We start from the raw sequence: 21523 nt of genomic DNA on the forward strand, positions 1-21523 counted from the left end.
GCTATTGCTTGCTTGTAAATAACCTCTAGAAGTGAAAGCAATAGATTTGCTAGAATTTTAGTAATTTCAAAAATAAAGTTTTGTAAAAGAAAATTTATTAGCCTTACAAAAGTTTGCAGTAACTTTACATGTTAGGTTTTTGTAATTTGGTGTGAAAAATATGGCAGAACTAGAAATCCCAGACAGATATAAGCCTGGGTTCGAGAAACTCTTAAGCATTGACAACAGAACTGTAGATGAATTAATGGCGGCCTTGAAGCAAGCAACTCCATCGCTGCTGATTGAGGATTTAGCTTCAACAGTTGCGTCAAAAGTTCAGGCTTTGACAGTAGAAGAAATCATAGATGTCGTAGAAGCTTTAATTTCTTTATATAATTTTCGAGACTACTCTGGTGAATCGATAGAGGATCTTGTAGAGAGGCTCAGTCAGTCTGTTCGAGATGATGAAGAATTTCTAGATATTTCCGATGAACAAAAACAAGAATTTAAGCATAAATTAACTGCTTTCTTAGAATTTGATGGTGTACTTAGTGTTACCTCCAAAGCAATAAACGTCGTGCGCGATCATGAACGTGTGTTTACACGCTCTCGTGTTTTGACAGATATGCGTCCCATATTTGAATCGGACATAGAAAAAGGCCCAGCAGGTGTCGCAATAGTTCACATGCTGAAAATTGAGTATGTAGATTTAGATGGGACACATGAATTTTTTGTCGCTTTGGATTCAATAGATTTAGAACAATTACGCGAGCAATTAGATAGAGCAGATAGAAAAGCAAAAGCTATTGAGTTAATGTTAGGCAGAGTAAATATCCCTTATTTGAATTACCTAGATGTGGAGTAAAGGTTATAAAAATGGCAGTAGTAGAAAAGCTCAAGCTTAATCCTTGGATTCAGGAAGCTCGAGAGAGACAGAGTTTCAAGCGCTCTCAGTTAGTTGATTCAGTCAGCGACTATGGATTTGTAGTTAATAAGAACAAGTCAAAGGTTAAGTTTGGCTTGAATTATCCAGAGGATAAACGAAGAATAGGCAACGAGAATAACTATGATACTTTACTCTCCTTAAAAAAACCTAAATGTCGTCAATATGGACGAGGCAATCGTTCCCAATATTACGCTGTTTCTAAACAAGTTGAGATAGAAGATACTTTTGCAGCGCTTGTTAAACAATGGCGTGAAGAAAACCGAGGAGTATCATCTACTAATCAAATATCAATGCACCCTGCATACCAACAAATTATTGGAATGGGTGAAGCGGTAATACCGCTACTACTAAAAGAGCTTGAGAAGAAATCTGGACAATGGTTCTGGGCACTAAAATCTATTACCAGAGAAGATGCTGTACCTCCAGAGTATAAAGGAAACACAAAAGAGATGACAAAGGCTTGGCTGGATTGGGGTAGGAGAAAAGGCTATAAGTGGTAGGTAATAATTTTTGGATAAGGAATGTAAAATCATGGATTGAACGTGATTATCCCAATTTAATTACCCACGGCTATAACATTACAAGTCCAGATACACCTGACTACAACTGTGTTGGTTGGGCAGCAGAGGATGATCAAAATTGGTGGTGGCCAGATATTCAAAATTTACACTACTGGCCTCCAGGTGTTCCTAGGGAAGAGACTATTGAGGCTTTTAAACAAGCATTTAGAACACTTGGTTATGAAGTCTGTGAAAATGATGTCTTGGAAGAAGGATTTCAAAAAATAGCAATATATGCTAATTCAAATAAAGTACCGACGCATGTTGCTAGACAGCTTCCTAGTGGTAAATGGACAAGTAAGCTTGGTCAAGATGAAGATATAGAGCATAATAATTTACAAGGATTAACGGGACAGCCTGGATATGGTGAGGTTGCCTGCATTATGAGAAGAGCAATTTAACTTTTATTATTGGTGATTTTCTCGATTATTTGAACTCAACGATTTGAGGCTGAAAAAGTACTACATCTGTACAAATCCTTCTTCAAATTGACAGCACATTAATGGAAAAGATAAACAAAGAGTGGGCAAGAATTCATATATATTAAATAAATATCTCAATTAAGTTTAGGTGCAATCCCCCACACTTTAATTTGTTTATCAAAACTACCACTGGCTAACATTTGCCCATTGGGGCTAAAAGCGATCGCACTTACCCAATCTGTATGCTCATTGAGTGTAGTAATTAACTCGCCTGTAGTCCAATCCCACAGTTTAATTCCGTCTTTACCAGCACTAGCAAGAGTTTTACCATCAGGATTAATAGCGATCGCATTTACCCAGTTGTTATGTCCTTTAAGGGTGCGGACTAGTTCGCCAGTATAAATATTCCAAATTTTAATAGTGCGATCGCGACTAGCAGTAATTAAATTTTTTCCGTCTGGGGTAAAAGCTACAGTGGTGACTAAATCAACATGTCCGACATAAGCGCGAATTAATTTTTCGCTACCTAAGTTCCACAGTTTCACTACACCTTGATAGTCTCCACTGGCTAAAGTTTTTCCATCAGGGCTAACTGCAAGGGTATGAATTAAATTACCAAAACTGGCTAAAGTTGCTAAAGGACGCTGCTGTGGTAAATCCCATAAGCGAATTCCATCCATTGCGCCGCTGACGAGAACTTGATTATCTGGGGAAACAGCTAAAGACAGCACATTAGTACTATGTCCCACAAAAGAACGTTTAAATTTTTGATTTTTTAAATTCCACAGATTAATTGTGTAATCACTACTACAGCTGGCAAGGGTTTGTCCATCGGGGGAAATTACCAAAGATTCCACCGCTGTTTTATGTGCTTTACGAATCGTCCCCACTCTATTTCCTGTTGTGAGATTCCACAGGCGAATTACACCTTCATTTTCCGCTCCACCACTAGCGAGAATTTTGCTATCCGGACTAAAAGCTAGAGATTTTACTGTTCCCCCATGTCCATGAAGAGTGTAAATTAACTGAGGATGAGCAAAATCGCTTCTAGATTGTAACTTTGTTGGTTCTACGGCAGCATGAGCAGTTTTCTCAGAAAATCCTTGCCAGATTGTAGACGGAAAAGTCATAGCAGCCATAAATGCCAAGACAATATACGGGCGAAGCACAGAATAATTTCTAACTTTTCCCTTACTGCTCACTGTCGTTTCCCATTTTGTAACACCTGCTGCCACCGTACTCTACTTTTCGTACAGCCGTCCTCCGAGCGTATACTGAGGTGTTGGGTGTTGGGCATTGGGCATTGGGCATGGGTGGACTAATGACTATCAACGAACGCAAAATACTTCACTTGGAAAACTCCCAGTGAAGAACATCAAGACCACGTTACCCTACCAAGGTACTGTGCTTTTATTTTTGAATTTTGAATTGTTACTGTGGTGGTTTTTTCTTCGTTACAGTCAGCATAGGTAAAGTCGTGCTAGAAGAACGAGATGGGAGGTAATGCTGAACAACAGGCTCCTCTTCTGGTAAAGGGCGACTTTGCTGAATGCGCCAGAGTTTTACACCAAGGCTAACTCCGGCTGTAACCAAACCAAAGGTAAATAACGACCAACTATCATCTAAACCACCAATCAGCGCATCTACTACGCCCATTGTGATTAATAAACTAACGATTGGCTCTTTGCGGTAGGATGACTTCAAAAAACGAGGAAATATAACGTTCATCACTGTTTAATTTGATTTCGTTTGGCTTTTCGTCAAAGAAAATAAGTCTTTCCTTGATCCCTCTGCCTTTGGGTGCAGTTAGTCAAGAAATTGAAAGTATTATAATTATCTTCAGTAGGAGAGGAAGTGTAGTAATTTACCTTCTTGCACATAGAATTGCAAGTTTTGGATAAATTCATCACTTTTGCTGGATCTCTTAGCCATAGACGGTAAGTGTTGAGAGGTAGTTTCGCTATCTATTACTTAAGTTAAAACCAGCTAGAATACCCAGCTGGTTAGAACTCTTCTAATTACTAGCTTACAACCTTCATGCTTGTGCGTTGTGGCTGATCTACTTGAGACCGAGCCATGATAGCACGCCTTGATTGGTGACGTATTCAATTACCACCATTAAGATGAAGCCAATCATTGCTGCTCGACCATTTAATCGTTCGGCATATTCGTTAAAGCCTAACTTTGGTTCCTCTAGTTTGGGTGTAACAGTTGGCTTTGGTTGTGTCATCATTAACAATTCCTCTCTTATATTCGGCAAACGAAATTGGTCGTGAAAAGTCTGTAGACGTTGCGACTGTTTGCTGAGTTGTCTTCAACTTAGCACCATTGTGACTAGCCTTCAGACATTAGAACTTCCTTTGGTGTGGAACTGACTTGCTCTGCTAGGAACTCAAGCTACATTGCTTTAGTAACCAAGCAGCAGCTTTGGGGGACGACCCCATGTAAACAGAAGTTTACAATTTTTTATTATTCTTTATATATTTTAGAAAGACTAGGGCAATAGTCAAGGGTAAGACTTGGTCGCACCGTAATGGAAGTTAAAAAACACAAGAGCAATTTAGTTAGCAATCCTGAATACGGAAGTAGCCAGTCGATTACTGGCAGGCTAAAGTGTAACCACAATTTATCAGAGGCTATAAATGGAAATCGGCGTTCCTAAGGAAACCAAGGATCAAGAGTTTCGTGTTGGGTTGAGTCCTTCAAGCGTACGAGTATTAAAAGAAAATGGTCATGCTATTTTCGTGCAGACACAAGCAGGTATTGGCGGTGGATTTACGGATGATGACTACATAGCTGCTGGGGCTGAGATTGTTCCTAAAGCAGAATTGGCATGGAACAGAGAACTAACGATTAAGGTTAAAGAACCACAAGCAGCAGAGTATCAATTTCTACAAAAAGGGCAGATATTGTTTACTTATCTGCATCTGGCAGCCGATCGCAAATTGACGGAACATTTAATTGATTGTGGCACTTGTGCGATCGCCTATGAAACCGTAGAACAACCTGGTGCAAATAAATTACCTTTGCTCACACCCATGAGCATAATTGCAGGACGGTTATCCGTACAATTTGGTGCAACTTATTTAGAACGCCATAAAGGCGGGAGAGGCGTTCTTTTGGGCGGGGTTCCGGGAGTGAAACCGGGTAAAGTAGTGATTTTAGGCGGCGGCGTTGTGGGGACAGAAGCCGCTAAAATCGCTGTAGGTATGGGAGCGATCGTGCAAATTTTAGATGTAAATGTCGAGCGCTTATCTTACCTAGAAACCCTATTTGGCTCTAGAGTTGAATTACTTTACAGCAACTCTGCTCATATAGAAGCCGCAGTTAAAGAAGCTGATTTGCTTGTTGGTGCAGTTTTAGTGCCAGGACGTAGGGCACCAATATTAGTATCCCGCGAATTGGTACAAAAGATGCGTCCTGGTTCTGTAATTGTGGATGTTGCTGTCGATCAAGGCGGTTGTGTAGAAACTTTACACACTACCAGCCACACAAATCCAGTGTATGTGGAAGAAGGAGTTGTGCATTATGGCGTTCCTAATATGCCTGGTGCAGTACCTTGGACAGCCACCCAAGCACTGAATAACAGTACCTTACCCTATGTTGTACAGTTAGCAAACTTGGGCATTAAAGCGTTAGATGTTAACCCTGCATTGGCTAAGGGTGTAAATGTGCAAAATCATCGCTTAGTGCATCCCGCTGTACAGGAAGTATTCCCGGACTTGGTAAGCTAAGACCATAACAAACTTGATATTTAGAGAAAGTTTGTATTTACTTAGGGATTACAGGTGTAATTTTTATACCTAATTTACCAAATTAATTTACCAGATACGAGGTTTCGTATCTGGTAAATTTTGGTGTATGAGAGAGATCGCCTAATATTCTGATTATATTTTATACCAATCGCCATTTGTAATTCAGAAACTCAGATGCAGTAATACTGGCGAAAATTACATCTATTATTTGATTTTCGATAATTGGGATTAACTGTAGGTTGGCGATCGCTGTTTTGTTTACTTTAAATTATTAGAATAAATCATTGTAGCAGCATTCAATAATTTTGCTATGGCTCAATTCCTTCCAAGTTACACAAATTATTAATCAACTACTTTAATCAAACCGCGCTGTAAAGCATCAAAAACTCGACTAATTTGCAATCTTTCTTGTTCGTTCAAATCTTCTTTAGATAGCAGTGTTGACATCAAAAGCTGCTGATCGTGACGGGTAATTCTACGAATAGCAAATATATGCTCTAAGACTGTTTCTAACTGCATTTGGCTTGAAGTGGCAGTAGTTAGCATATTCTTGAATAAAATTTTTGGGATTTATATAAATAACTGTTGTTAAAATAACAAGTTTTGGCAAAGTTTGACATTGGTATCTCTACGGAATCCCTGATGATTAGTAGTTTTCCCAAGATGTTGTTGCTGGACAAGCTCTTGATATCAATTCCATGTCAGGTGGCGCTATATTCCCCTTGAAGCTGAAATATCAGGCGAACAAACAAAGCCCACTTACCCTACTCTATTCTTCGGGAACGACTACCCTACGGGAAGGGCTTCGCCCAACGTCGTACGAGAACGCCTGACGGCGAACGGGAATGTCTTCGACGAATTTAGGCTAATTAGGCACAATTTCGTACAAAAACTCTGCCTGAAATATTGCTATTTAACGGCAACACCTTTATATAAATATCCTGAGATTTTTGGTATTTTGGGAATATAAAATTGCTCAACTGTCAAATTAGCAAACTGTGCTGCAACTAACTGTCTGATATTGCGGTTGATGTTGCAACCATCACCAATTGCTTTGCTGAGGGGGTTCAGGCGATTTTGCCAAACTTGAATATTTGCCTCATCACTTAATCCATGTTCCAAAAAAAAGTATCTTCCACCTGGTTTGAGAACCCGATGAATTTCATTAATAGCTTGAGTAACCTGGGAAATACTACATAAACAAAAAGTACTGACGACAGTATCAAAAATGTTATCAGCCATTGGTAAATCCTCTCCACTGAGAACTCGATTATCAACTTGAATAGAAGAAGATTGAATACGTTTTTGAGCTAACTTATTTATTCCCGCATTAGCATCGATTGTAATTAGCTTTTGCAGATGTTCTGGGTAGTAAGACAGGTTTACCCCAGAACCAAAGCCAATTTCTAACACTTCTCCGGTGACATCTGCTAAAATTTCTCGACGATATGCAGACAATGTAGGACTAGACATGGCTGCATCTATAAGTCGTGGAGCGATAACCTGTGAATAGAAACCCATTGACTATACCTCCAATCAAGCAATTGCAATTAATAGTAGCGTTAGTTTCACCTACTGCTGCTGTGCTGTGCTACATCCAAAAGATTCACCTAACGGGGTGAATCACTTGGACGAAGTATTTTTATATGCATAGTCTTACTGTAACTATAAGCAAGTCAAGTTGCTGATTGGGTTGATAGTTAAACTCGATTTTATTTAATACATAAATATGCAAATTGAAAGTAAACGTCTAATTTTAGTACCTATCTCACCCGCATATAGAGAAATCATATTTCAGGAGTTTACACCAGAAATCACTGAGTATACCTATGCAGTTTCCTCAGCAGATATTGCCCAAACTGATCAATTTATTAATCAATCAATGAAAGAGCTAGAAAAAGGTACTAATTTAGTATTAGTAATTTTACTCAAAGAGACGAAAGAATTTATCGGTTGTATTGGGTTACATGATATCAATACAAATACACCTGAGTTAGGAATATGGACGAAAAAATATGCACATGGCAATTATTATGGAAGAGAAGCAATTTCTATACTTAAAGCATGGGCAGAACAAAATTTAAATTATGAATATTTGCGTTATCCAGTGGATAAACGTAATATTCCTAGTCAGAAAATTCCTGAATCTTTGGGGGGAATAATTGCCGCAGAGTATGACAAAATTAATTTAGGTGGCAAGCTTTTACATACAGTTGAATATCGGCTGTATAAATCTAATACATGTAGGGTGGTTGACTGTTAACCGTTGACAGTTAACAGTCAACAGCCAAAACCGATATTTTTCACCACTGAAATAGGATCGCTATATGCTGGGCATTGAATACCCTTAAGCATATTTAAATTGATTGATGGGATAAATTAGCGAATAAATTTATTTACTTATTTCACAACTATTTTAAAATTCTCAAAGGTAACTGAAAAACCTTCTCCCTGAGGTGAGGCGCACATTATTCCTACTTGTAATGTTTCAGTCTGGGTAAGATATGCCAATCGCAGCATTTGATAATTCTCATTATCTAGCGAATATTGTACTTCTACAGTTTCTGCACGACGCTGTACCCGGAGACAAAGTGCAACTGGTGGTTTTGATAGGGGAATTACTGACCAATCAGAGTAATCTCTTGTGACTACTGCACTAACATTTTGTACTTCTTCAACATACTCAATTCCGCATTTGAGCCAAATATTTTCATTTTCCCGAATCATCAACCCAGCTTGGTCATATAATGCCTGATACTCGCCTATAATTTTGACTTCAACTGTAAAATCACCTGTAACTTCCTGATAGTAGAAGTTGCCATTATCACGCATGAAATTATAGTGAGTCTTTTGCCAAAAATCAGTTTTAGCACCTGCACTAACATGAATAGATTCTGCCTTTTTATGCCATGCAGGAGGTTCGTTATACCATTTCATTGAGTTCATAAAGCCGATTGCAAGTTGGTGAGGTACAGATAATTGTAAAGGCATGGCAGTACTATGCTCTTACCTGCGTACACCATTTACCTGAAATACGCGGTATTTTGCATTCTTTTTTCAAATTGGTATAACTCGTGAATGAGGCTCAGAAGCTCGTGAATGAGGCTCGGAAGCTCGTGAATGAGGCTCGGAAGCTCGTGAATGAGGCTCAGAAGCTCGTGAATGAGGCTCAGAAGCTCGTGAATGAGGCTCGGAAGTTCATTAATGAGGCTCGGAAGCTCGTGAATGAGTCTTTGATATTTGTTTACCTGCTTTTTATAGCGATCGCAATAGCAATATTGATCGCGTCTCAACTCACCAACCCAGATCGCAGTGCATCTAGGTAAGTTGCGCCTTGATAATTAAAATATGCCGGCGTTACTTCCACCGTCAACTTGCAGCATTACTCCATTGACATATGAAGCCACGGGAGAACAAAGAAATACAGCAACGTTAGCAAATTCCTCTGGAGTACCCATGCGACTTAAGGGATTATTGGCATTGATAGCTGCAATTTCTGCTTCTTTTGTTGTGCCATTTTTGGTAATGCGGGCGTTGATTAATTCTTCTACTCGCTCTGTATATGTCCAGCCGGGTAAGATACTATTAACGCGGATTTTATCGTTACCTAATTCTTGGCTGAGTGTTTTAGTTAAGCCAATCACTGCTAGCCGAAGGGAATTAGATAAAATTAAATTTTGAACTGGTTGCTTAGTAGAAGTTGAGGTAATAGTCAGAATCGCCGCGTTGCGAGATTGGCGTAAATAAGGCAAAGCAGATTTTACTAAGTTAACTGCACTGAGCAAATTAAGATTAATTGCGGCTTCCCACTTTGCTAGATCAATATCATCAAATGTGCCGGCAGGCGGCCCCCCAGCATTAGTAACGAGAATATCTAAGCCGCCAAATTTATTGACTGTTGCATTAATTACTTGTTCAATTTCTGCTGGTTGAGTAACATCTGCACGCATAGCAATTACTTCTGCACCTGTTTCACCAGCAATTTCCGCAGCAGTGTTGTCAACTAATTCACTGCGGGCGCAAATAGCTACTTTTGCACCTTCACGGGCAAATTGCTTGGCTGTGGCTTTACCCAGTCCTTTGCTAGCGGCTGTGACTAAAACTATTTTGTTATTCAGTTGTAAATCCATATCTTCGGTCTGAGAAATTTATTTATAAGAATGGGAGATAATTTTGAAGATTCAGGATTGAAGTCCTGATGATAATTTATTTACTTACTTACTGCACTAATCAAGTAAATCTGGTTGTTCGCGTACCATCCGCTGATAGAGTGGCTGAAAGCAACACCAGCCATTAAAAGGCGTACCTACTTGGGTTTGTGTTAGGCGTGCAGTCTCATGTCCAATAATCTTAGGTTTACCCGCAGCTTCAGCTAACAGTTGTGCTTGGCTTGAGCGTTCTAAGTTAATAAACCACCAACTAGCTTCATCTACAGAACGACCGACGGTAAGCATTCCATGATTGCGCAAAATTACAGCTTTTCGATGACCTAAGATTTCGGGAATTCTTTTAATTTCGGCTATATCTAGTAAATCGCCTATGTAGTCATCAAAAACGCTATGATCTTCATAGAAAGCACAAGCATCTTGATTTAGTGGGTCAAGTAGACGACCTAAACTAGACCAAGCTTTACCATACACAGAGTGGGTGTAAACTGTAGCGATCGCATCAGGTCGAGCTTGCAGAATATGGGAATGAATGGTAAAAGTGTCTCGATTTACCGGGCTATTGCCTTGAACTACATCACCGTTGTGATTTACCAATATTAAATTAGAAACTCGAATTTCACTAAAATCTAACCCCTGTGGGTTGATCCAAAAGTGGTCGATCAATTGTGGATCGCGGACTGTAATATGACCATTTGGAGTTTCGTTAAATCCCAGCTTGGCAAACAAGCGAAAAGCTGCGGCTAGGCGTTGCTTGCGGTGTAAGCGTTCATCTTCAACTTGCTCAAATACGGGAGGTTTGGGTTTCTCTAATTTACGCATATTATTTTTCCTAAAGTTTCCAGCAACCACTAGCAAGTAACCATTAGTCTTTTGACAATGGTTCCCATATCTTGTAGTGCAACATCATCTATAAATTCGATGCCAAAACAAGCAATCGGCATCAATAGCGATTTTCTTGCCTTTAGCGGGCATTAAAAAATGTTTATTTAGGCTTTTGTACTATTGTGAAAGTAAATGTTATGTACGCTGGACGCTATTTTTTTGATTAGCACCATCGGTCTTTATGCCTAGTTGCTCCAATCTGGAATAACTTAGGGATTCCTTTAAGATAATTGTAAATGGATATCGCCGGAATACAGTAGCTTGTCCTTTTGACAGCAGCTTTCTGGCATGACTAAGGTGTATGGGAGATAAAGGTAGTCTGTTGGCATCAAGAATAAAAACTTTAGTCATTATGGCTAAATTACCAAGGCAATAATTATCAGGTGTTCGTTTAACAATGCAACATCCATCTATTGTTGGTGCTGCTGTTGACGTTTGTTTTTAGTGTTAGGTAATTAGATGGTGAATATAGGCGATCGCGTCTTGTAGAAGATGCAATCTTCAAATCAGTATAGTATTTACTCTGATACCATAGTTATCCACATTAAATTTTGCTACTAATTCATTAATCATAATTCGGCTGGTGTCTAGAAAATTTTGCTAAATCTGCACCTGGGATAATTATTTCTAAATACTTCTGTGTCAAGCGATCGCCAGTTTTATATATATTAGAGTCTGCTATAAATGAGAAAATATTAAGTTTTGTAGATATGCAAAGGTTTTTTACTTTTGCGCCTAAATTTCTAAACAAAACTTAACAATCTAGGGGGGTAGGGAAGGAGGACAAAGAAGCAGAGGGGTAGGGGAGAAATAAGCAATGCCCAATGCCCCATCCCCAAAACTTAAGACACTTTCAACTGTGCTTCTGATATCCAAGTACCGTGAAAACCATAAGGTACTCGTTGGGGAATGATTACTCGCGCTACAGGTTTGCTGCTGACATCTTGAGCATTTACTATCACTAATTCTGATGTACCTGAACCTTCATCGTAAACAAAGGTTATTAGCCAGCCATCATCCTCAGCAGTTGCACCAGGACGAGGCGCAAATACAGCTTCGCCACCATAGCGTCCTTGTCCATATTCATGGGTTTGGGCTTTCCCACTGTTGAGGTCGTATTTAATTAGACCATCAAATAAAGGTAAGGGACTATTCGCCATCTTACCTGCATAGCCATATCGCGTTGGCAGCCCAACAAAGCTTTCGTTGATCCGGGGAAATTCCGCAGGCACATCATTTAATTGCTGTTCCCTAACTGTCCCAGTTCTCAGGTTAAATCGCCATTCATGTAAGCGAGGAATATTAGCATCTGGATCGGTGGGGTTTTCTTCAGTAGCTAAAATAGTAGTGGAACTCATGCGACAGGCTATAAGTACAACTTCATCGCCGATTTCGTAAGCATTGAGAACATGGAAAATGTAACAGGGCGAACTTTCAAACCAGCGGATATTACTGTTATTACCGTAACGGGGGACAATACCAAAACGACTAGGGCGATCGCGCTCAAACATCAGCATCGGTTCACCACGCTGTGCCCGTTCAACGCTGAGAGTTATTGGTAAATCCAGAAAAATACTATAGTTTTTGGTGATGGCAAAATCATGCATCATCACTGGCACAGGCAAATCAATAGGCACCGTTTGTAATAACTCGCCCACAGCGGAAACTATACTGTATTGCAGATATGGCGGCGCGAAGGAGTAACCAAAAAACATCATCTCGCCTGTGACTGGGTCTACTTTAGGATGAGCGGTAAAAGCAGATACCAGCTTGTCATTGTAAGTGTATTCGCCAATTGTTTCTAACTGCGGAACTTTAATCGCGTGAGGTGCGCCGCCTTCATTCAGCGCCAACATTTGCCCACCATGCCAAATTAACGCCGTATTCCCAGTATTTTTATAAGCACCGTGGGGGTTATCCATTTGTGGTGGTTCTAAAAATCCACTCCAGATAGCCTTACCTGCTTCTTGCTCAATTTTCCATCCCCTAGTTTGCACATAACGATTGCGATAAGTAGCTTTACCTTCGCTAATTTGTACGCCATGTAACATGCCATCGCCATCAAACCAATGATACTTACCAATAGGCGGCCATTGGGGATTAGGGCCATTGCGGACAAACATCCCCGATAAATCTAGTGGTAATTCCCCAAATACCTGCAAAGTATCTGTAGCGATTTCTTCACGCACTGGTGCAAAATTACCATTAAGATATGGATTAACTGCTGTGCTAGAAATTATGTTACTTGTCATAAGGAGCAAACGCGATCGCGGCAATGTGACCCATATATTTTAGCGATCGCATTATCAAGGTAGGATATTCTGCTTTTAAGTTATACAATCCATCGTGACGGCTGTTGAGTGTTGACTGTTAACCGTTGACTGTCAACAGCCTTTGTTAGTAGTCATACAATTTAAACGCACATTAGTTTAGGTTTTTTTGAGGACAAAGGAAGGGAAGGAGGATAAGGGCGACAAGGAAGCAGAATAGAAAGATCAATCATCACCAATGCCCCATGCCCAATGCCCAATGCCCAATTCCCTAAACTAGCGATCCCAGCTTTAGTTTTTCAAAGTTTTAATATTTACGTTCTCTGACATGGGAATACCCTTAAATGGAATATAAGTACGGGAAGAATCTCATGGCTGACCTGAATGGTACTTGGCTAGGAACCTATTGGCAACAAGGAGTCCCTAGCCGCTTTGAAGCAGTATTCGTTCAAAGTGGCAATGCTCTTAGTGGCTCGATTTTAGATGACAATTACTTAGGCGAAGCCCAAATTAGTGGCGAAGTAAATGGGCGCAGTATTAGCTTTACCAAACGCTATTTAATTACCTCCCCTGCTCCCATTAAATACATTGGCACCCTTTCAGAAAATGAAGATTATATCCAAGGACAGTGGAACATCGGCGCACGCTACTATGGCCCGTGGGAAGCGCGACGCAGTGGAGAAGATTTGATGGCGGAGTTAAAAACGCGGATTCAGCAGCAAATTCCCCAGGCGACAGGGTGAGAAGATGGGGAAGACAAGGAAAGGGAGAAATAGCAATGCCCAATGCCCAATACTTCTCTTCGAGACGCTTCGCGTAGCTTGCTTCCCGGAACGGGTACGACTTCGCTCAGCACAAGTGCCCAATGCCCAGTGACAACTAACAAATGACAACTCTTTATTTCCTCCGTCACGGACAAACTGAATGCAGTCGCAATAATGCCTTTTGCGGTTCGCTAGACTCGGAACTCACACCTGAGGGTTTGGCGATGGCAGAAGCTTTTGCCAAGGCTTACAGTTCTACTCCTTGGAGAGCAGTTTTTTCTAGTCCGATGCGGCGAACTGTGTTGACAGCAGCACCACTATGTGCAGCGCTAAATATTCAACCAGAAATGCGGGATGGTTTAAAAGAAATTAATTATGGCAAATGGGAAGGAAAACCACCGGAAGTCATTAACCAAGAATTTCACGATGATTATCTGCGTTGGTCTGCCGATCCCGCATGGTATGCGCCAACGGGTGGAGAAATGGCAATTACCATAGCTTATCGGGCTATGCAGGTAGTCGAAGAAATTAAACAGCTTTACACGAGTGGCAATGTTTTAGTGGTTTCCCATAAAGCAACTATCAGAATTATTTTGTGCAGTCTGTTAGGTATTGATGTAGGACGCTTCCGTTATCGTATCGGTTGCCCAGTTGCTTCTGTGAGTGTTGTAGAATTTAGCTCTCACGGCCCCTTGTTGCGTTCTATGGCAGATCGGACACATTTGGATGAGCATTTACGAAATTTACCAGGAACGTAAATTACCCACATACAGGTATTTCAGGTATCTGCCTCAGTCATGAGCGAAATTGCTGAACTATTAGCCAAATACTAGCAAAATATTCTCAATTACGGCAATTTATCTGTAAATAATGGCACAGCATTCCTCATACCTGTTTTAATTTTTGATGGTGCGGCGCTTGGCGACAAAACACCCTACATTGTGCCTCCATTTAAAGTAAGAATGCGATCGCCAATATTTTACGGTTAAGCGATAAAAATACCGTAGACTCAGATAACCTAATATCTATATACTACTGTTAGTTTATCGAAAAACAGTATTATACAACTAATGGCTCTATACTCTGTTGTTACTAGTAAAGTCAGTAAAAATACCAAACAGATTTTTACACGTAGGGCGTTCTTACCAGAACATCAAAGCCTTCTGTGGCAAATTGATTCAGGCTTTGTGCGGACTTTTACATATTTAGAAGATGGTACCACTGTCGCTTTAGGCTTGTGGGGGCCAGATGACATTGTTGGCAGCAGCTTGTCTCGGCTACAACCATATCAAATGGAATGCTTGACTAAAGTAGAGGCGAGAATCTTACCCATAGAAGAATGGGAGCAACCAACACAGACTTTGTTGAATCACATTCAACAAGCTGAAGAGTTGATGGTGATTCGTAGCTACAAAAAGGTAGATACCATGTTACTTAAATTATTGGCATGGTTATCGAAAAAGTTTGGTTTACAAGTTGAACAAGGACGTTTAATCGATATGCGTCTCACTCATGAAGACTTAGCAGAAATTTTAGGTTCCACTCGCGTCACCATCACGCGGATTTTGGGACAGTTTGAGCAGGAAGGCTTAATCGATCGCCTTTCCTTACATCGGATTGTGCTACGAGAAGAAGATATTTGGTATTACGAAATTTAAATTGTTGACCGTTGACTGTTGACCGTTGACTGTTGACTGTTGATTGTTGACTGGTGACTTTTGACCACTGACAACTCAGTAACGGTAGAATATACCTAATTTTCGTAGCTTCAAACGAAGTATGACAATGCATTCTTCTCTTCAACGTGCTTTTGCTAACCGCTGTGTCCTGAAGGCAATCAGCGGTTTAAATAACTTTGATAGCGATCGCGTCGCTGCTACTATCAAAGCTGCCGATTTGGGCGGTGCTACTTTTGTTGATATCGCTGCCGATGCTGCTTTAGTAAAATTAGCAAAGAGTTTGACAAATTTGCCAATCTGTGTGTCAGCAGTAGAGCCAGAAAAATTCGTGCAAGCTGTGGCGGCTGGTGCAGATTTAATTGAAATCGGTAATTTCGATTCCTTCTATTCCCAAGGACGGAGATTTGAGGCTGAGGAAGTTCTTGCCCTCACTCACCAAACTCGTGCTTTATTGCCAGAAATCACTTTATCTGTGACTGTGCCTCACATTCTCACATTAGATAAACAGGTACAACTAGCAGAAGAACTAGTCAAAGCTGGTGCTGATATTATCCAAACTGAAGGCGGTACCAGCAGCAGCCCCACCCACCCCGGAACTTTAGGCTTAATTGAAAAAGCCGCTCCCACCTTAGCAGCAGCTTTTGAAATTTCTCGCGCAGTTTCCGTACCCGTATTGTGTGCTTCCGGCATTTCTAGCGTGACAGCACCACTAGCGATCGCATCTGGTGCAGCTGGTGTGGGTGTCGGTTCAGCTATTAACCAACTCAACAGCGAAGTAGCCATGATTGCTGCTGTTCGTAGCATCGTTGAAGCTTTAGCATCTGCGAAAGTAGGGGCTAGAGGCTAGAGGCTAGAGGCTAGGGATTAGGGGTTAGGGGCTAGGTAATAATATATTCTCCCCTGCTCCCTGCCCCCTGCCCCCTTGCCTCTTTTACCCCAAACAATCCTTCAGGGCGTAAATCACCTTGTCTTGCTGTTCCTGGATGAGTTCTGGGAACATGGGCAAAGATATGACTTCATGACAGGCTTGCTCGGCAATTGGTAAGGAGCCTGGTTGATAACCGAGATTTTGATAAATTGGTTGCAAATGTAAGGGTAAGGGATAGTAAACCATTGAACTTACACCCTTTTCTTGCAATTGCTGGCGTACTGAGTCGCGATATTTGGCGCTAGCACCGTTTCGCCCTGCACCAGAAACGCGAATTGTATATTGATTCCAGACACCAACGCCGCCGGCTAACTCTTGCGGGACGATGATACCAGGAACTTGATTGAGGAATTGATGATAATAAGCGGCGATCGCTTTTCTTCTTTCGTTCCAATTATCCAGATAACGCAGTTTAATTTCTAAAATAGCGGCTTGGATGGCATCTAAGCGGCTATTAACACCAATTTCTTCATGAATGTAGCGTACCTTACTGCCATGTTCCCTAAGTACCCGCAGTTTGCTGGCGATTTCTGGGTCATTGGTAGTAATTGCACCGCCATCACCGCAGCCGCCCAGATTTTTTGTAGGGTAAAAACTAAAACAGCCAACGTGACCAATACTACCGACTTTTTGCCCGTTCCAGCTTGCGCCTGTGGCTTGGGCGCAGTCTTCAATCACAGCTAAATTGTGAGCTTGCGCGATCGCCATTAACGCCGTCATATCTACAGGTTGACCAAACAGGTGAACGGGGATAATGGCTTTAGTCTGGGGCGTAATTGCCGCTTCTACCTGTTGTAAATCAATATTAAAAGTATCATCAATATCAACAAAAACTGGCTTGGCACCTACAGCGCTAATAACTTCAGCCGTTGCAATAAAAGTAAAGGTTGTTGTAATTACTTCATCACCTGCACCAATATTCAAAGCACGTAGCGAGAGAAACAGTGCATCAGTACCGGAATTACAAGCTATGCATTCAGTTACATTATGATAAGCAGCAAATTGTTTTTCAAAACCTTCTACTAAAGGCCCGCCAATATAACGACCAGAAGCCAGAACTTCTAACACAGCCGCACTCACCTCTGCTTCTAGAGTCGAATATTGCTGTTTAATATCAAAAGCAGGAACAGAATTTACACTTTGGATCATGAGTTTTTATTGATCTGGAAATACAAAAGATGCACTTCTACGCTCAATTGTTGCTATTAATGGTCAATGGTCAGTTGTCAGTTGTCAATGGGCATTGGGGAGCCAGTCGCGTGGGCGGGTTTCCCGACTTGAGCGAACTGGCGTCATTGGTCATTTGTCCTCCTTATCACCCTATCCCTAGCCCCTAATCCCTAGCCCCTAGCCCCGGAGTAATGAGCAATGCAAGATTTAATCAAGCTGGATTTAGCTGATTTGGCGATCGCAATTGGCTTAATGGCGATCGCGGTTGGTTTATCTGCTTGGGAAAAGTTAGGACTAGAATTTAACTTCGTCGTCGCTACTGGGAGAACTCTTCTCCAATTAGCAGTCCTGGGATATGTTTTAGACTTCATCTTTGCTGTAAACAATGTTTGGGCTGTTTTGGGGATTGTAGTAATTATGCTGACAATTACGGCGATTGTCTCACGAAACCGCATCAGCCAAAAACTTCCCCGGTTATTACCTTGGGTGTGGGGGTCAATTTTTGTTAGTACAGCATTGACTGTGCTTTATAGCATCTTTTTGATTATTGAACCAGATAGATGGTACGAACCCAGATATATCATTCCTCTGGCGGGGGTAGTTTTAGGTAATGCCATGAATGCAGCTGTGATCGCTGGCGAACGTCTGGTGAATACCATCAATTTGTCTCACATAGAAATAGAAACTCATTTAAGCTTAGGCGCAACACCAGAGCAAGCTATCAGCCAATATCGCCGGGAAGCCATTCGCGCCGGCGTACTTCCTACCTTAAATCAAATGATGCTCATCGGTATGGTTGCGCTACCAGGAATCACCACCGGACAGTTACTAGCTGGAGTCAATGCACCCGATGCTATTTCCTACGAAATTTTACTGATGTTTATGGTTGCTTTTGCTAACTTATTAACAACAGTTTTAATTACACGCGGTTTATCACGCCAGTTCTTTAACTCTACCTTGCAGTTAATTAGGTAAAATTTATGCTTTATTAAAATTTGAGAAAGTAATGTAATAAATAGGTAGGGCATGGGAATACCATGCCCTCTAGAATATATGGATGTGTCGCCAACATTATTTGAATTTTTATACCAATTCAACATGAAGATGCATTAATCTCTCTCTTGAAGACGAAAAGTTATAGATAATCAACATACTTAAGGCTGAATAAATTTATTACTCACTTCACTTATAATTGGGTCGTTTGTTTAAATAGATAGGTAATGCCCACCCTAAAAATACTTATTGATTTTTATTTTCCTATTAGAGAAAATTAAAAACTCAATTATTTATAATCAAAATGCTCATCAGTTGGTTTTACCTAGTTGCTGCGGTAATATTTGAGGTTTTAGGTACAACTTGTATGAAGTTGTCACAAGGATTTACTCAAGGATTGCCTACAGTATTTATATTTATCTTTTACGGGCTTTGTTTGACTTTTTTAACACTTTCTCTCAAGACAATTGAAGTTAGCGTTGCTTATTCTTTTTGGGCTGGGTTAGGAACTACACTAATTGCTCTCATTGGTATTTTGTGGTTCCGTGAATCTATTACTACCGTAAAGCTTGTATCTATTTCTTTAATTGTGATTGGTGTAATTGGTTTAAACTCTGCAAAATAATCAGGCAGAAGGCAGGAGGCAGAGGGGTATCAGTAAGAATTTTTTATCAATTCTACAATACTCAAAAAATAGACTATTTTTTGATAAATACTGTGCCCTTGTTAAGTAAGTTACCGTTATAAAACCCTATTAATATAGGGCAAAAGCGGTAAGAATGATGTTATGTAACCTTCTGCCCTCTGACTTTACTACCTTTAAATTTGTAACATCCCTTCTGGATTCACCGAGAAAAGCGATCGCTTCTGCAAACCCTCACGAGATAAAATCTCATTGGCTGCTAATAAACCACTGCTAACGGCTCGTTCCATTAACCCACAAGGGAAGGGCATTTTTACCCAATCGCCAGCAAAAATTAAATTAGGAACACCAGTGCTAGTTTCTGGGCGTTGTGCATAACTATTTGGTGGGTAGCCAGAGAAATTATGTTGATTTACCAATTCTTGATGTAATATCTTTGCCTGCTTTAATTCGGGAACAATTTCATACAATTCTTCCTCAAATTTCGCTAACAACGCTTCTTGGGTGGGAAATTCTTTTTCTTTATAGCAGTAAGCATGTAATTCTACGACACTACCACCTGTGCGTTCTGCCCAATCAATAAATTGTTCTTGAATGCGATGATAAAGAGTTATGCTATCAGTTAGCTGGTAGCCTGATAAAGAAGTAAAATTACTTTGTTCCCACTGAAAATCACGATCAAACCAGAAACGACAGACAGCAAAAGGATCGGCAATATCTAAAGCTGCAACTTGCGATCGCACTTTTTTATCTACCTCACCATTAATCTGTTTAAAGAGTTGCTGTACTCCCGGTACATCAGTTGCAAATACAAAATAATCGGCCGCTATTGTCTGAGGTGATGATGATTCGGGATTAGCTGCTACTAGTTGTATTTCCGCATCTTGGCGTTTAGCTATTTTAAATTTAGCTAAATCTCGTTGTGCAGGCCCTTTTAACACTTTTCCATCAGCAGCGAATACTGCACCATGACAAGGACAATGGAATTTTCCATCATCGGCTTTTTTCACAGTACAACCTTGATGGGTACAGGTAAGAGAAATTGCGGCGTCACTTCCCTTTGATGCTGCGAATACTTCATCCGCAGCACCAAAATATTCAATCTCTTTATCTGTCACCACTGAGTTACGTTTTATCCAAAAAGGCACATTATTTTGATTACTACCAACAAAATATTTGAGTGAGTGAATCTCATTTTCTTCAGCCAGAATTTCACTCACTGTTCCATCGGTAATAATTTTACCGCCATTACTTAAAATTGATTTGGCGATTGGTTGGACTAAACTCGTCCCCATATCATCTTTAGTACCATTAAAAGCTAGCCCTTCGGGATTACCAAAAAAATAAAAATGGAAGAATTGCATTAATTCCCCCACACTCATCATATCTGGCGCATTCAAACTCGATTTTGCAAATGGGAGAAAATATAAGTCATATAAACCTCTAGGAAATTCCGTTGCTACCCAATCTGCAACGGAAATATTATCGAAGCGTTGGTAATTTCTTTCTCTTTGAAATCCAGTAATTGCTTGAAAAACTTGTAAGTGTTTTAAGTTAATTAAATTAATACCCCATTGTAAGCGATTAGGTGAGGCGATCGCTAAATCTACAATATTCCAAGGAAAGGCGGAACGACTAGGGCGAAATATCTCCGGTTGATATTTACGATCGCGGTACATAACCGCATAAAAATTTAATGATTGAAAATGATCATTTATCCCCAATTCACTAACTAAACTATTCAAGTTATAGTACTGGGGAAAAAAGCCATGAAACCCATGTTCCATCATAAAGGTTTCACCTACAGCTTCAATTTGCCAGCTGGCAATTTTACCACCAAGTTGCGGGGATTTTTCTAAAAGTGTAACTGCAAATCCCCTCTGACTCAATTCATAAGCACAAGCTAAACCCGCTAATCCAGCCCCAATAACTACTACAGATTTACCTTGACTTAACATCCTTGGTAGTTGTAAGGTTTCTCTTTCAAAAATCGTTGGTTGTGGCTTACTAAAACGAGAGTATCCAGTTACTCCAGCGATACTACCAATACCGAACCACTTGAGCAGTGTGCGGCGGGAAATAGTAGATGATTCTGGTGAATTCGATAATTGGTTCATTGGTTACAGAATTAACTCTTCATCATGAAATACTGGTGTGAAATCATGGCTATAAATTAGCCTTTTTTCGGAAAATTTTTCCCATTTCAGCAATCGTCCTCAGCAGATTTTTTGCAGGAGAACGGGAGCAATTATCAATAGCTGGTTGTTGTATTTTTAAATACTTTACACTCAAAGTTGCTCGGTCAGGTTATTTATGCACTAGACAATAAATCTGCTAATTTAAATTCACAAATAAGCAGATTA

General features: G+C 40.4%; 24 protein-coding genes. 12 read left to right on the top strand and 12 right to left on the bottom strand.

Annotation, left to right across the window (positions count from 1 at the left end; genetic code table 11):
* Window positions 1-160 precede the first annotated feature (160 nt).
* From H6G41_RS21430 to H6G41_RS21440, 3 genes are read left to right on the top strand one after another with little or no spacing between them, the layout of a single operon-like run.
* Window positions 161-844 (top strand): hypothetical protein, encoded by a 684-nt coding sequence (locus tag H6G41_RS21430; protein WP_190748405.1) that lies wholly within the window; start codon window positions 161-163, stop codon window positions 842-844.
* Between the two features lie 11 nt (window positions 845-855).
* Window positions 856-1425: a hypothetical protein gene (locus H6G41_RS35270; protein WP_242037998.1), complete on the top strand. Its 570-nt coding sequence runs from the start codon at window positions 856-858 to the stop codon at window positions 1423-1425.
* Window positions 1419-1886, top strand: a complete 468-nt coding sequence (locus H6G41_RS21440) for a hypothetical protein (RefSeq protein ID WP_190748407.1) — start codon at window positions 1419-1421, stop codon at window positions 1884-1886. Before H6G41_RS35270 ends, H6G41_RS21440 begins: the two co-directional genes overlap by 7 nt.
* Before the next feature lie 155 nt (window positions 1887-2041).
* On the opposite strand, the gene H6G41_RS21445 is transcribed toward H6G41_RS21440, so the two are convergent.
* From H6G41_RS21445 to H6G41_RS21455, 3 genes are all read right to left on the bottom strand, one after another.
* On the bottom strand, window positions 2042-3046 hold the full coding sequence (locus H6G41_RS21445) for a WD40 repeat domain-containing protein (protein ID WP_190748490.1): 1005 nt from the start codon (window positions 3044-3046) through the stop codon (window positions 2042-2044).
* A gap of 292 nt (window positions 3047-3338) precedes the next feature.
* Window positions 3339-3635 carry a hypothetical protein gene (locus tag H6G41_RS21450; protein ID WP_190748409.1) on the bottom strand — a complete coding sequence of 99 codons (297 nt, stop codon included), beginning with the start codon at window positions 3633-3635 and terminating at the stop codon, window positions 3339-3341.
* A gap of 331 nt (window positions 3636-3966) precedes the next feature.
* A complete protein-coding gene (locus H6G41_RS21455; protein WP_096647654.1) occupies window positions 3967-4137 on the bottom strand; it encodes a chlorophyll a/b-binding protein in 171 nt (56 codons plus the stop codon).
* A gap of 412 nt (window positions 4138-4549) precedes the next feature.
* Here H6G41_RS21455 and ald point away from each other — a divergent pair, with 412 nt between their 5' ends.
* On the top strand, window positions 4550-5641 hold the full coding sequence (gene ald, locus H6G41_RS21460; protein WP_190748411.1) for an alanine dehydrogenase: 1092 nt from the start codon (window positions 4550-4552) through the stop codon (window positions 5639-5641).
* Between the two features lie 363 nt (window positions 5642-6004).
* Here ald and H6G41_RS21465 read toward each other — a convergent pair whose 3' ends face one another.
* Together H6G41_RS21465 and H6G41_RS21470 are read right to left on the bottom strand one after the other, a co-directional pair.
* Window positions 6005-6208 carry a hypothetical protein gene (locus tag H6G41_RS21465; RefSeq protein ID WP_190748413.1) on the bottom strand — a complete coding sequence of 68 codons (204 nt, stop codon included), beginning with the start codon at window positions 6206-6208 and terminating at the stop codon, window positions 6005-6007.
* A 363-nt stretch (window positions 6209-6571) separates the two neighbouring features.
* Window positions 6572-7183 (bottom strand): class I SAM-dependent methyltransferase, encoded by a 612-nt coding sequence (locus H6G41_RS21470; protein ID WP_190748415.1) that lies wholly within the window; start codon window positions 7181-7183, stop codon window positions 6572-6574.
* 208 nt (window positions 7184-7391) lie between these two features.
* On the opposite strand from H6G41_RS21470, the gene H6G41_RS21475 reads away from it, so the two are divergent.
* Window positions 7392-7925: a GNAT family N-acetyltransferase gene (locus H6G41_RS21475; protein WP_190748418.1), complete on the top strand. Its 534-nt coding sequence runs from the start codon at window positions 7392-7394 to the stop codon at window positions 7923-7925.
* A gap of 137 nt (window positions 7926-8062) precedes the next feature.
* Here the strand turns inward: H6G41_RS21475 and H6G41_RS21480 are convergent, their stop codons facing one another.
* The 5 genes from H6G41_RS21480 to H6G41_RS21500 form a co-directional block, all read right to left on the bottom strand.
* Window positions 8063-8608: a DUF1349 domain-containing protein gene (locus H6G41_RS21480; protein WP_190748492.1), complete on the bottom strand. Its 546-nt coding sequence runs from the start codon at window positions 8606-8608 to the stop codon at window positions 8063-8065.
* 395 nt (window positions 8609-9003) lie between these two features.
* Window positions 9004-9792, bottom strand: a complete 789-nt coding sequence (locus H6G41_RS21485) for an SDR family oxidoreductase (RefSeq protein WP_190748419.1) — start codon at window positions 9790-9792, stop codon at window positions 9004-9006.
* 96 nt (window positions 9793-9888) lie between these two features.
* Complete coding sequence (locus tag H6G41_RS21490) at window positions 9889-10650, bottom strand: class II aldolase/adducin family protein (protein WP_190748421.1); 762 nt, start codon at window positions 10648-10650, stop codon at window positions 9889-9891.
* Between the two features lie 198 nt (window positions 10651-10848).
* The gene (locus tag H6G41_RS21495; RefSeq protein ID WP_190748423.1) at window positions 10849-11064 is read right to left on the bottom strand and encodes an RRXRR domain-containing protein; all 216 of its coding nucleotides are present in this window, start codon (window positions 11062-11064) and stop codon (window positions 10849-10851) included.
* Window positions 11065-11555: 491 nt separating this feature from the next.
* The gene (locus H6G41_RS21500) at window positions 11556-12965 is read right to left on the bottom strand and encodes a carotenoid oxygenase family protein (protein ID WP_199316249.1); all 1410 of its coding nucleotides are present in this window, start codon (window positions 12963-12965) and stop codon (window positions 11556-11558) included.
* A gap of 389 nt (window positions 12966-13354) precedes the next feature.
* On the opposite strand from H6G41_RS21500, the gene H6G41_RS21505 reads away from it, so the two are divergent.
* The 4 genes from H6G41_RS21505 (at window position 13355) to H6G41_RS21520 (ending at window position 16273) form a co-directional block, all read left to right on the top strand.
* The gene (locus H6G41_RS21505; protein ID WP_190748497.1) at window positions 13355-13726 is read left to right on the top strand and encodes a hypothetical protein; all 372 of its coding nucleotides are present in this window, start codon (window positions 13355-13357) and stop codon (window positions 13724-13726) included.
* A gap of 143 nt (window positions 13727-13869) precedes the next feature.
* Window positions 13870-14505: a histidine phosphatase family protein gene (locus tag H6G41_RS21510; protein ID WP_190748425.1), complete on the top strand. Its 636-nt coding sequence runs from the start codon at window positions 13870-13872 to the stop codon at window positions 14503-14505.
* A 312-nt stretch (window positions 14506-14817) separates the two neighbouring features.
* Window positions 14818-15405: a Crp/Fnr family transcriptional regulator gene (locus H6G41_RS21515; protein WP_190748427.1), complete on the top strand. Its 588-nt coding sequence runs from the start codon at window positions 14818-14820 to the stop codon at window positions 15403-15405.
* A gap of 121 nt (window positions 15406-15526) precedes the next feature.
* Window positions 15527-16273, top strand: a complete 747-nt coding sequence (locus H6G41_RS21520) for a DUF561 domain-containing protein (protein WP_190748429.1) — start codon at window positions 15527-15529, stop codon at window positions 16271-16273.
* A gap of 84 nt (window positions 16274-16357) precedes the next feature.
* Here H6G41_RS21520 and H6G41_RS21525 read toward each other — a convergent pair whose 3' ends face one another.
* Complete coding sequence (locus tag H6G41_RS21525; protein ID WP_190748431.1) at window positions 16358-17503, bottom strand: DegT/DnrJ/EryC1/StrS aminotransferase family protein; 1146 nt, start codon at window positions 17501-17503, stop codon at window positions 16358-16360.
* Window positions 17504-17532: 29 nt separating this feature from the next.
* On the opposite strand from H6G41_RS21525, the gene H6G41_RS34800 reads away from it, so the two are divergent.
* The 3 genes from H6G41_RS34800 to H6G41_RS21535 all read left to right on the top strand — a co-directional run bounded on the left by H6G41_RS34800 (window position 17533) and on the right by H6G41_RS21535 (window position 19142).
* Window positions 17533-17691: a hypothetical protein gene (locus H6G41_RS34800; RefSeq protein WP_206756947.1), complete on the top strand. Its 159-nt coding sequence runs from the start codon at window positions 17533-17535 to the stop codon at window positions 17689-17691.
* Window positions 17692-17722: 31 nt separating this feature from the next.
* Complete coding sequence (gene fetB, locus H6G41_RS21530; RefSeq protein ID WP_190748433.1) at window positions 17723-18499, top strand: ABC transporter permease; 777 nt, start codon at window positions 17723-17725, stop codon at window positions 18497-18499.
* A gap of 322 nt (window positions 18500-18821) precedes the next feature.
* Entirely contained in the window at window positions 18822-19142 is a 321-nt protein-coding gene (locus tag H6G41_RS21535; RefSeq protein WP_190748435.1) for a multidrug efflux SMR transporter, read from the top strand.
* A gap of 194 nt (window positions 19143-19336) precedes the next feature.
* Here the strand turns inward: H6G41_RS21535 and H6G41_RS21540 are convergent, their stop codons facing one another.
* Window positions 19337-21277, bottom strand: a complete 1941-nt coding sequence (locus H6G41_RS21540) for an FAD-dependent oxidoreductase (protein ID WP_190748437.1) — start codon at window positions 21275-21277, stop codon at window positions 19337-19339.
* Window positions 21278-21523 lie beyond the last annotated feature (246 nt).

Source organism: Tolypothrix sp. FACHB-123 (genome assembly GCF_014697075.1).
In the GTDB taxonomy this organism is placed as follows: Bacteria; Cyanobacteriota; Cyanobacteriia; order Cyanobacteriales; family Nostocaceae; genus Aulosira.